At 55.7% G+C, this 11902-nt stretch carries 11 protein-coding genes; 7 read left to right on the forward strand and 4 right to left on the reverse strand.

The genetic code is table 11. The annotated features are described in order from the left end of the window. The 4 genes from PCI15_RS15260 to PCI15_RS15275 form a co-directional block, all read right to left on the reverse strand. Complete coding sequence (locus tag PCI15_RS15260; RefSeq protein WP_271270799.1) at positions 1-888, reverse strand: branched-chain amino acid ABC transporter permease; 888 nt, start codon at positions 886-888, stop codon at positions 1-3. A 143-nt stretch (positions 889-1031) separates the two neighbouring features. Next, positions 1032-2243 (reverse strand): ABC transporter substrate-binding protein, encoded by a 1212-nt coding sequence (locus tag PCI15_RS15265; RefSeq protein ID WP_271270800.1) that lies wholly within the window; start codon positions 2241-2243, stop codon positions 1032-1034. A 52-nt stretch (positions 2244-2295) separates the two neighbouring features. Beyond that, positions 2296-3045 (reverse strand): ABC transporter ATP-binding protein, encoded by a 750-nt coding sequence (locus tag PCI15_RS15270; RefSeq protein ID WP_271274630.1) that lies wholly within the window; start codon positions 3043-3045, stop codon positions 2296-2298. A gap of 11 nt (positions 3046-3056) precedes the next feature. Then, positions 3057-3854, reverse strand: a complete 798-nt coding sequence (locus PCI15_RS15275; protein ID WP_271270801.1) for an ABC transporter ATP-binding protein — start codon at positions 3852-3854, stop codon at positions 3057-3059. Between the two features lie 295 nt (positions 3855-4149). Here PCI15_RS15275 and PCI15_RS15280 point away from each other — a divergent pair, with 295 nt between their 5' ends. The 7 genes from PCI15_RS15280 to PCI15_RS15310 all read left to right on the forward strand — a co-directional run bounded on the left by PCI15_RS15280 (position 4150) and on the right by PCI15_RS15310 (position 11862). Beyond that, positions 4150-4554 carry a MerR family transcriptional regulator gene (locus tag PCI15_RS15280; RefSeq protein ID WP_271270802.1) on the forward strand — a complete coding sequence of 135 codons (405 nt, stop codon included), beginning with the start codon at positions 4150-4152 and terminating at the stop codon, positions 4552-4554. A gap of 50 nt (positions 4555-4604) precedes the next feature. Beyond that, the gene (locus tag PCI15_RS15285) at positions 4605-5771 is read left to right on the forward strand and encodes an isovaleryl-CoA dehydrogenase (RefSeq protein WP_271270803.1); all 1167 of its coding nucleotides are present in this window, start codon (positions 4605-4607) and stop codon (positions 5769-5771) included. A gap of 141 nt (positions 5772-5912) precedes the next feature. Continuing rightward, complete coding sequence (locus PCI15_RS15290) at positions 5913-7520, forward strand: carboxyl transferase domain-containing protein (protein ID WP_271270804.1); 1608 nt, start codon at positions 5913-5915, stop codon at positions 7518-7520. Positions 7521-7536: 16 nt separating this feature from the next. Beyond that, on the forward strand, positions 7537-8325 hold the full coding sequence (locus PCI15_RS15295) for an enoyl-CoA hydratase/isomerase family protein (protein WP_271270805.1): 789 nt from the start codon (positions 7537-7539) through the stop codon (positions 8323-8325). 9 nt (positions 8326-8334) lie between these two features. Next, positions 8335-10320, forward strand: a complete 1986-nt coding sequence (locus PCI15_RS15300; RefSeq protein ID WP_271270806.1) for an acetyl/propionyl/methylcrotonyl-CoA carboxylase subunit alpha — start codon at positions 8335-8337, stop codon at positions 10318-10320. Positions 10321-10322: 2 nt separating this feature from the next. After that, positions 10323-11234 (forward strand): hydroxymethylglutaryl-CoA lyase, encoded by a 912-nt coding sequence (locus PCI15_RS15305; protein WP_271270807.1) that lies wholly within the window; start codon positions 10323-10325, stop codon positions 11232-11234. Between the two features lie 25 nt (positions 11235-11259). Then, positions 11260-11862 (forward strand): peroxidase-related enzyme, encoded by a 603-nt coding sequence (locus PCI15_RS15310; RefSeq protein WP_271270808.1) that lies wholly within the window; start codon positions 11260-11262, stop codon positions 11860-11862. The last annotated feature ends 40 nt before the right edge of the window (positions 11863-11902 follow it).

Consider the following 11902-nt stretch of genomic DNA (forward strand, 5'->3'; position numbering starts at 1 on the left):
TCATGCTTCTTTACCAAACAGACCGGCGGGCTTTAACAGCAGCACGATCACCATCACCAGAAAGATCACTGTGCTGGATGCTTCCGGGTAAAAGAACTTGGTCAGGCCTTCAACAACGCCCATCATCAGGCCGGTCAGAATCGCCCCGCCGATGGAGCCCATGCCGCCAATCACTACAATGGCAAACACCACAATCAGAATATTAGAGCCCATCTCCGGGCTGACTGAATACACCGGAGCCGCCAGCACACCGGCAAAGCCTGCCAGCGCCACACCAAAGCCGAACGTCAGTGTCGTGATCAGGGGTACGTTAATGCCAAAGCCCTGCATCAGTTGCGGGTTTTCGGTGCCCGCCCGCAGATATGCGCCCAGCTTGGTTTTCTCGATTACCCACCAGGTTGTGGCACACACGACCAGTGAGGCAATAATGATCCAGGCCCGGTAATTCGGCAGGTACATAAACGGCAGTTTAGTACCGCCTTTCAGCTCCGCAGGAATCTGATACGCCAGCCCGGACGAACCGTACAGCTGCGTGAACAGCCCCTGAAGAATCAGTGCCAGACCAAAGGTCAGCAACAGGCTGTAAAGGTGATCTTCCTTAGCGATCGGACGTACCAGAAAACGTTCGATCAGAATCGCAAAGCCCCCTACCGCCAACGGCACCAGCACCAGCGCGACCCAGTAATTGATGCCGAAATACTGCAGCGCCATCCATGCCAGAAATGCCCCCAGCATATACATCGCGCCCTGAGCGAAGTTAATAATTTTTAACAGACCAAAAATGATTGCCAGCCCCAGACTCAGCAGGGCGTAAAAAGAGCCGTTGATCAGACCGACCAGCAGCTGCCCGGAAAGGGCAAAAAGATTAATTCCGAATAATGTCGCCATGGCTTCGCTCCGAACGGCAGAATCTCTTGTGACACTGAGCACAACAGCCAACCGGGGATCAGTTGCTGTGTATTTTTATTGTTATAAAAGGTAAAAATCAGGAAGGTCTGCCAGTCCCGGCAGCCCTTCCCTAACCCGCGTAATCAGGATTTCGCTGCGAAATTGCAGGACTCCATCATCGGATTGAACGCGACATCACCGGGGATAACCGCCTCGATGTTGTAGATATCATCATCCGACTGACGACTCGCGGCGTCCTTAATGCTCACCAGCAACATATCGTGAACCATACGGCCATCGTTCCGCAGGTAAGCATTACGGGCGAAGAAATCATCCGGTTTGGTCGCCTTCATCATCGCCATCACCGCATCCGCATCATCGGTACCGGCCGCCTTAATGGCGTTCAGGTAATGCATGGTCATAGAATATGCACCGGCCTGCCCCATGGCAGGAATCGATCCGTGACGCTGCTTAAAGCGTGCCGACCATTCCCGGGTCTGGTCATCCATATCCCAGTAGAAACCGGTGGTTGCCTTCATACCGGCAGCAATCGCCGGATCCAGCGCCTTGGCGTTATGGGTGAACACCAGCAGGCCGGCTACATCAGAGGTTTCGGTCAGGCCAAACTCTGCGGAGGTTTTCAGCGCGTTCACGAAATCGGTACCGGCATTTGCCAGGCCGATAACATCCGCCCCGGAAGCCTGTGCCTGCAGTACATAGGAAGAGAAGTCAGTGGTGCCTAACGGCGCCCGGACGGCCCCGACTACTTCACCGCCCTGTTCATTAATCACCTTGGTGGCAATGCCTTCTAACGCATGGCCAAAGGCATAGTCAGCGGTGATGAAAAACCATTTCTTCTTACCGGAATCCACCATGGGCTTCACGGTGCCGTTGGCCAGCGCCGCAACGTTATAGGTCCAGTGGACGTTGTAAGGCGAGCAGGCCTTGGTGGTAAACGCATGGCTGGCAGAGGTGGAAATCAGTGCGACTTTTTTCGCATCCGTCAGTACTTTGGTGACCGCACCGGTCACTGAAGACGCCACCAGACCATTCACTGCATCCACCTGTTCGCTTTCAATCCACTGACGGACCTTAGCCGACCCCACATCCGGTTTGTTCTGATCATCCGCGCTGATCACTTCAATCGGCTTACCCAGTACTTCGCCGCCAAAATCTTCTACGGCCATCTCAACCGCAGTTACGCAGCCTTTGCCGCAGATATCGGCATACACACCGCCCATATCCGCCAGTACGCCGATTTTAACCACATCATCCGAGACACCTTCTGCCTGGGCCGTTACGGCAACAGCTGCACTCATCGCCACAGCCATCAGGGTTTTCTTCATCGCTTGCATAACGTCACTCCTTTAAAGCTCTTATTTTTATTCACGCTTTCAGTTAATCCGGTTACACACCCAGATAGGTGTTCAGCAAATCCGTCTTAGCAGCCAGTTCATGCTGCTTTACTTCCTCGACAATATGGCCGTGCTCCATCACATAGTGACGGTCGGCAATGGGCGCAGCAAAACGGAAATTCTGCTCCACCAGTAAAATCGTTAACCCTCTTTCCTTCAGCATCTGCAGTACCTGTGCCAGCTTCTGCACAATCACCGGCGCCAGCCCCTCAGTAATCTCATCCAGCAGGAGGATATTCGCGCCGGTACGCAGAATTCTCGCCATCGCCAGCATCTGCTGCTCACCACCGGACAGCCGGGTGCCCTGGCTGAAACGTCGTTCCGCCAGATTAGGAAAAAGTTCGTAAATTTCTTCAACGCACATGCCATCGGAACGAACATCCGGCGGCAACATGAGGTTTTCTTCCACATTCAGGCTGGAAAAAATGCCCCGCTCTTCCGGGCAGTACCCCACGCCCAGGTGGGCAATCTTGTGCGCCGGTAACGGAATGGTATCGGTGCCGTTAATGTTGATCTTGCCGGTCCGCCGGCCCACCATATTCATAATGGCTTTGAGGGTGGTGGAACGGCCCGCACCGTTGCGGCCCAGCAACGTCACCAGTTCACCCTGCATCACCGTCATATCGATGCCATGCAGGATATGTGACTCGCCGTAATAGGCATGTAAGTCATGGATGCGGATTTTTTCGCCCGTGCTGCTTTTTTTAGCCTGCTGCGACGGGGCATCTCCCGGAGGAGTCATCACACTGCTGTTCATGACACCACCTCCTTGTCTGCTTCGGCTTCAGCCTGATGCTCGTCCGCCTCAACCCCCATATAGGCTTCACGTACCTGAGGATTCTGCGACACTTCGGCGTAGTCCCCTTCCGTCAGAATGGCACCGCGTTGCAGCACGGTAATGGTATCCGCCAGTTTGGCCACCACATGGAGGTTGTGTTCGACCATCAGAATAGTGCGGTCCTGGGAAACCTTTTTAATCAGGTCTGCCACCACGCTGACATCTTCATGCCCCATGCCCTGAGTCGGCTCATCCAGTAACAGCATTTCAGGCTCCAGCGCCAGCGTTGTGGCGATTTCGAGTGCCCGCTTGCGGCCATAGGAAAGGTCAACCGTCACCGTGTTGGCAAAGCTTTTCAGCCCCACCTGATCCAGTAACTCCAGTGCCCGGTCATTGAGCCGGTTAAGCACCTTATCGGAGGTCCAGAAATGGAAGCTGTTGCCCTCTTTACGCTGTAAGGCAATGCGCACGTTCTCCAGCACACTCAGATGCGGAAACACCGCTGAGATCTGAAAAGAACGGACAATGCCTTTACGGGCAATGGCGGCTGACTTGAGCGAAGTAATGTCTTCACCGTTATACAGGATCTGGCCTTTTGTCGGCGTCAGAAACTTGGTCAGCAAATTAAATACGGTGGTTTTACCGGCACCGTTCGGGCCAATCAGGGCATGAATCGTGCCCCGCTTCACCCGGAGATTGACACCATCAACGGCGGTAAACCCTTTGAATTCTTTGACCAGATGTCTGGTCTCGAGAACATAGTCAGCAGTCATGCGGAACCGGCCTCTTGTTATTTTTGTTGTTTTCAGAGCCGTTCAAAATGTCTTGCACGTCCCTGAGCGGCAAGATGAAGTTAGCAATTACCCCTAAGGGTTAACAAGTACTACTTTAGTTTAATGCGCATTTCTTAGTCACTTAAAATTCAACAAAAAATCAAATAAATCAATAAGATAAATACATTCAGCCAATTATTACTTATACCTTAGTCACACCAACAACATCTTTACGTTTACGTAAACTTACACTATATTCGAATCATCATTGGTTTTCAGACAGATCAGAGCAGTTATGAGTAAAACCACATTTTCGATCCGCGACCTGGCCAGCGAGTTTGACGTCACCACCCGCAGCATCCGCTTCTATGAAGATCAGGGCCTGCTGTTTCCGACCCGCAAAGGCCAGACCCGCATATACAGCAGCCAGGACAGAGTACGGCTGAAACTGATTCTGCGCGGCAAGCGCCTGGGCTTCTCACTGGCAGAAAGTAAGGAATTATTCGAACTCTGGGATCAGACCCCCGGCGGCAGCATAAAACAGCTGGAACGTCTGCAGGCGAAGATCACCGAAAAGAAACAGGCGCTGGAACAGCAACTGAATGACATAGCTATGTTGCAAATTGAACTGGACAGCGCCGAAGCCCGCTGCCAGTCCGCCATGCAAGCGCTTCTTTCACAGGAACAGAACGCGAAATAATTCAGCACCGGCTGACGAAACCATAACCATAAGTAACAGGTACCCACGCGATGATCTCACAATACAACACCCTGAATTTTGGCCTCGGTGAAACCCTCGACATGCTGCGTGACCAGATCAACAGCTTTGCCGCAGAAGAGATCGCCCCGCGGGCAGAAGAAATCGACCGGGAAAATGCCTTCCCAATGGACCTGTGGCGTAAATTCGGTGACATGGGCTTATTAGGTATCACAGTTAAAGAAGAATACGGCGGCGTGGATATGGGCTACCTTGCCCATGTGATCGCCATGGAAGAAATCAGCCGGGCCTCAGCATCCGTAGGGCTTTCCTACGGGGCGCACTCCAACCTGTGTGTAAACCAGATCCACCGCAACGGTAATGAAGAGCAGAAACAGAAATACCTGCCAAAACTGATCAGCGGTGAACATATCGGGGCGCTGGCCATGTCTGAACCCAATGCCGGCTCAGACGTGGTCTCCATGAAGCTGCACGCTACTGATAACGGCGACCACTACCTGCTGAACGGTAACAAGATGTGGATCACCAACGGTCCGGATGCCAATACCTACGTCATTTATGCCAAAACCGATGTCAACGCCGGCCCCAAAGGCATTACCGCCTTCATTGTTGAGCGAGACTTTGCGGGCTTCTCCCGCCACCAGAAGCTGGACAAGCTGGGGATGCGCGGTTCGAATACCTGTGAACTGGTGTTTGATAACTGCCCGGTCCCCAAAGAAAACATACTCGGCGAACTGAACGGCGGTGTCCGGGTGCTGATGAGCGGTCTGGATTACGAACGCCTGGTGCTGTCCGGCGGACCGCTGGGCATCATGCAGGCAGCCATGGACATCGTTGTACCTTATATCCGTGACCGGCAGCAGTTCGGCCAGTCCATCGGCGAATTCCAGCTGGTACAGGGCAAGGTCGCCGACATGTACACCCTGATGAACGCCTGCAAGTCATACACCTATACCGTGGCCCGCGCTGCAGAACGGGGCGAGACCACCCGTAAAGACTGTGCCGGCGTGATCCTGTATACCGCTGAAACAGCCACCAAGCTGGCACTGGATGCCATTCAGCTGTTAGGGGGCAATGGCTACATCAATGAATTCCCGACAGGCCGTTTACTGCGGGATGCCAAGCTTTATGAAATCGGCGCAGGCACCTCAGAAATCCGCCGGATGCTGATCGGCCGTGAACTGTTTCAGAATAAATAAACCGCACCGCGGACAACCGGGCATTTTTTGCTGATCTCAAACGAACTGTTCAGAAAACAACTGGCCGTTCAGACGAGAGCCTTGCGTGGGGAGACACTCCCCACGCCTTTTTCAGCAAGAACAACAGGAGATGGCTAAACAATGGCTTTACTCAACAGCAAGATCAACCCGCGCAGCGAAGAGTTTCTCGCCAATTACGACGCTATGGCCACTGCGGTTACAGACCTGCGTGAAAAAGTTGCCCAGGCGGAACTGGGCGGCGGCAGTCAGTATCAGCAACGTCACCTGTCACGGGGCAAACTGCTGCCCCGGGACCGCATTAACACCCTGCTGGATGAAGGTTCCCCTTTTCTGGAGCTGTCGCAGCTGGCCGCTTATAAGGTGTATGACGACGACGTGCCCGCCGCCGGTATTATCACAGGTATCGGCCGGGTCAGCGGTCAGGAATGTATGATCATCGCCAACGATGCCACTGTAAAAGGCGGCACTTACTTTCCGCTCACCGTAAAGAAGCACCTGCGCGCGCAGGAAATTGCCGAACAGAACCACCTGCCCTGTATTTATCTGGTAGATTCCGGCGGCGCTAACCTGCCCCAGCAGGATGAAGTATTTCCCGACCGGGATCACTTCGGACGGATCTTCTACAATCAGGCGCGCATGTCTTCACTGGGCATTCCACAAATCGCGGTGGTCATGGGTCTGTGTACCGCCGGCGGCGCCTATGTACCGGCCATGGCGGATGAATCGATTATTGTGCGCCAGCAAGGCAGCATCTTCCTGGCCGGGCCTCCGCTGGTAAAAGCGGCCACCGGCGAGGTAGTCAGCGCGGAAGATCTTGGCGGAGCCGATGTCCACTGCCGTACGTCCGGCGTGGCCGACCATTACGCAGAAAATGATGAACACGCCCTGCAGATCGCCCGCCACTGCATTGCCAACCTGAACCGCCGTAAAGACATTCAGCTCAACACCCGTCCGGCTCAGGCACCACGCTTTGATGCTGATGAACTCTACGGCATCGTCGGTACCGATCTGAAAAAGCCCTTTGACGTCAGGGAAGTCATTGCCCGCCTCGTCGACAATTCCGAATTCGATGAATTTAAGCAGCTCTACGGCACAACGCTGGTAACAGGCTTTGCCCATATCTTCGGCTATCCGGTGGGTATCGTTGCTAATAACGGCATTCTTTTCGGCGAATCCGCCCAGAAAGGCGCGCACTTCATTGAACTCTGCTGCCAGCGGAAAATCCCTCTGCTGTTCCTGCAGAACATCACCGGCTTCATGGTGGGCCAGAAATACGAATCCGAAGGCATTGCCAAGCACGGCGCGAAAATGGTCACCGCCGTGGCCTGTGCCAATGTACCGAAATTTACCGTGCTGATCGGCGGCAGCTTCGGTGCCGGTAACTACGGCATGTGTGGCCGGGCCTACAGCCCTAATATGCTGTGGATGTGGCCCAACGCGCGGATTTCTGTCATGGGTGGTGAACAGGCCGCCGGGGTGCTGGCCACCGTGAAACGGGACAACATCGAACGCAACGGCGACAGCTGGTCGGCCGAAGAAGAGAGCGCATTCAAGCAACCGGTCATCGATACCTACGACGCCCAGGGCCACCCTTATTATGCCAGCGCCCGGCTCTGGGATGACGGTGTCATCGATCCCCGTCAGACCCGCGAAGTGGTTGGCATGGGGCTCTCTGCCGCCCTCAACAAACCGATAGACGAGACCCGCTTCGGCGTGTTCCGCATGTAATCAGGAGCGATCAGATATGGCCAACAGTCAGGTACTTTTCAGCTTCAGTGACGGTGTAGCGGAACTCACCCTCAACCGTCCGGAAGTCCATAACGCCTTTGATGACAACATCATCGAAGCGCTGATCAGCCATCTGGAAATCGCCGCGGACCTGCCCGATCTGCGGGTGCTGATCCTCCGTTCTGCCGGTAAAAACTTCTCTGCCGGTGCCGATCTTGCGTGGATGCGCCGCATGGCCGACAACAGCCACAGCGATAACCTGCAGGATGCTCACCGGCTGGCCCGGCTGATGCAACTGCTGAATGACTTTAACCGCCCCACCATCGCCCTGATTCAGGGGGTTGCCTACGGCGGCGCGGTGGGTCTGGCGGCCTGCTGCGACATTGTCATTGCCAGCGATGCCAGTAAATTCTGTCTCAGTGAAGTCCGCATCGGCCTGATCCCGGCGGTCATCAGCCCTTACGTTATCCGTGCCATCGGTGAACGGCAGGCGCGCCGTTACTTCATCTCTGCGGAGCCATTCAGTGCGCAGCAGGCACAGGATTACGGACTGGTACATGAAGTGGTTGCCGAAGATCAGCTTCAGGCCAACGCCGACACCATGATCAGCAAACTGCTGCAAAACAGCCCGCAAGGCATGCACGCCGCCAAACAACTGATACAGGCGGTCAGCCAGCAGACCATTGATGACAGCCTGATTGCCGACACCGCAAACCGTATCGCCGATATCCGGGTCAGCCCTGAAGGGCAGGAAGGCTTAAGCGCCTTTCTGGAAAAACGCCCCCCGGCCTGGATTAAGGAATAAGGAGCTACCATGTTCAGTAAGATTCTCATTGCCAACCGTGGCGAAATTGCCTGCCGGGTCATTCAGACAGCCCGCGCGCTGGGTATCAGAACCGTGGCGGTCTATTCCGAAGCCGATGCCGCCGCCCGCCACGTCCACATGGCCGACGAAGCTTTCCTGCTTGGCCCGGCCCCCAGCACCGAAAGCTACCTGCGCGGCGATAAAATTCTCAGCATTGCGATCAGTAGCGGTGCTCAGGCGATTCATCCCGGCTACGGTTTCCTCTCGGAAAACGCAGATTTTGCCGCCGCCTGTGCCGACGCCGGTGTAGTATTCATTGGCCCGCCCACCGGGGCGATTAAAGCCATGGGCTCAAAATCCGCCGCCAAACAAATCATGTCTGACGCCGCCGTGCCGCTGGTGCCCGGCTACCATGAAGCGGACCAGAGTGACGCAGTGCTTCTGACAGAGTCCGAAAAATGCGGCTACCCGCAACTGCTTAAAGCGGTTGCCGGTGGCGGCGGTAAAGGCATGCGGGTCGTCAATAACCGGCAGGAATTCCCCGAAGCGCTGGAATCTGCCCGCCGGGAAGCCAGTAACGCTTTCGGCAACCCGGACATGCTCATTGAGCGCTATCTGACCGAGCCCCGCCACGTGGAAATTCAGGTATTCTGCGACACCCAGGGTGCCGGCGTGTATCTGGCTGAGCGGGACTGTTCAGTACAGCGCCGCCATCAGAAAGTCATCGAAGAAGCCCCGGCTCCCGGGCTTAGCGATGCCACCCGCAAAGCCATGGGCGAAGCCGCCGTGCGGGCCGCTCAGGCAATCGATTACACAGGTGCCGGTACCGTTGAGTTTCTCTATGACACCGACGGATCTTTTTACTTCATGGAAATGAATACCCGCCTGCAGGTTGAACATCCGGTCACCGAAATGATCACCGGGCTGGACCTGGTGGAATGGCAGCTGCGCATTGCCGCCGGTGAACCTCTGCCCCTGACTCAGGATCAGGTTAAAATCACCGGTCACGCACTGGAAGCACGGGTTTATGCGGAAGATCCCGATAATGACTTCCTGCCCGCCACCGGTGTTCTGGACTACCTGAAAACACCGGCGGAAAACGCCCACGTGCGGGTGGATACCGGTGTACTGCAAGGCGATGAAGTCAGCGTCTATTATGACCCCATGATCGCCAAACTGATCGTCTGGGACGCCGACCGGGACCGCGCCATCAACCGTATGGTCAGCGCGCTGGAAGACTATAAAATTGCCGGGCTCACCACCAACCTGGGCTTTCTGCACCGTCTGGCGGACAGCCAGCCATTCCGTGACTGCCAGCTGGATACCGGCTTTATTGAAGAACATCAGGCCCTGCTCTTCCCGGACACAGAAACCGATACGCCCCGCTGGCTGGCGATCGCCGCAGCCTGTTTCGCTGCCAGCCAGAAACAGAATAATATCAGCCCGGCTGATCCGGATTCCCCCTTTAACAACCCGGACAACTGGCGCTTAAACAGCAGTTATGCCCGTCCGCTGACCCTGAACTATGGCAACGGCAGCAGTGCGCGCCTGACACTGAGCAGTCAGGGAGACTGCTACACCGTCAGCATCGATGACCGGCAGATCGAACTGCAGGCCAGCTTACAGGCCGGGCAGTTAGCCATCAGCCTTAACGGCCACCGGCAAACCCTGGATGTGAGTTTAAATGGCGATGAATTAACCCTGTTCGCCGGTGCCGAACAGTTCAGTTGCCAGCGTCACCGGGAAGATTTCACCAATCACGAACAGGATACCGGTAACAGCCTGAACGCACCGATGAACGGTGCGGTGGTGGCAGTACTGGTAGAGGCAGGCATGAAAGTTGCCGCCGGGGATACACTGGTGATTATGGAAGCCATGAAAATGGAACACAGCCTCAAAGCCCCCCACGACGGTACCGTCGCCGAAGTGTTCTATCAGGAAGGCGAACTGGTGGACGACGGCGCAGAACTGATCGCACTGGAAGCGGAGGTCTGATCATGGCACTGCCCAACACAGTCCGGCTGTTTGAAATGGGTGCCCGGGACGGCCTCCAGAACGAACCCGGCGAACCGATTTCAACGGCCATTAAAATCGAACTGATCAACCGGCTCAGCAACACAGGGCTCAGCAACATTGAAGCCACCAGCTTTGTGTCGCCCCGCTGGGTGCCGCAGATGGCCGATGCCAGCGCAGTGATGGCCGGTATCAGTCGCCAGCCGGGCGTAACCTATAGCGCCCTGACCCCTAACCTTAAGGGGCTGGAAGCTGCTATCGCTGCCGGTGTTAATGAAGTGGCCGTCTTCGGTGCGGCATCGGAAAGCTTCAGCCAGAAAAACATTAACTGCTCGGTTGCCGAAAGCATCGAACGCTTTACCCCGGTGATTGAACTGGCCCGACAACACAACATCCGGGTACGGGGCTATGTATCCACCGTGCTCGGCTGCCCCTATGAAGGTGACATTCAGCCGGAAAAAGTCGCCCATGTCTGCGACCTGCTGTACCAACTGGGCTGTTACGAAATATCACTGGGCGACACCATAGGTACCGGCACACCGCTGAAGGCCAAACATATGCTTGAAGCCGTGAGCAAGAAGGTGCCGGTTTCACAGCTGGCCGCGCATTTCCATGACACCTACGGGCAGGCACTGGCCAACCTGTACGCCGTGCTGGAAGAAGGGATCGCCGTCATCGACAGCTCCGTTGCCGGGCTCGGCGGTTGCCCCTATGCCCGGGGCGCTTCCGGTAACGTCGCCAGTGAAGACGTGCTCTATATGCTGAACGGACTGGGCATTGAAACCGGCATCGATTTGCAGCAAATGATCGCCACCGGCCACTGGATCAGCGCTCAGCTGGGTCGACGTTCCGGGTCTAAAGTCGCATTGGCAAGCCCTTGTCAGGCGGTTAAATAACAATAAACGCGTAAAGGACTCAATCATGCAGGATTCTGAACCACAGGTACGCTACCAAACCGCAGATCTGACCGCACTGGACCTGCCGGTCCCGGCACCGGACCAATACCCGGCGGACGTGCAGAAATACTTTGCCAAATGCGAAGAGAAACTCGGCCTGCTGCCGAATGTGCTGAAAGCCTACAGCCAGAACCTTGCTCAACTGGACGTATTCAGTAAGTTCTATAACGAACTGATGTTTGGTGACAGCAACCTCAGCCCGCTGGAGCGGGAGATGATTGCCGTCGCCGTTTCATCCCGTAATCACTGCTTCTACTGCATCGTTGCCCACGGCGCGGCTATCCGGGAATACTCCGGTGACCCGGCGCTGGGGGAGCTGATTGCCATCAACTACCGGGCAGCCGGGCTGACCGAAAGGCATACCGCTATGCTGGATTTTGCTGTAAAAATGACCGACACACCGGACGCCATTCTGGAAGCCGACCGGCAGCAACTGCGCGACGCCGGCTTCAGCGATCCGGATATCTGGGACATTGCCAACCTGGCCGGTTTTTATAATATGACCAACCGCATTGCCAGCGCCGTGGATATGCAGCCTAATCCGGAATATCACCGTCACTGCCGCTGAGGGCAGCGCCGCGCCACCGGACAGCAACAACAATAACAAC

The organism is Aliamphritea hakodatensis, assembly GCF_024347195.1.
Taxonomy (GTDB): Bacteria; Pseudomonadota; Gammaproteobacteria; order Pseudomonadales; family Balneatricaceae; genus Amphritea; species Amphritea hakodatensis.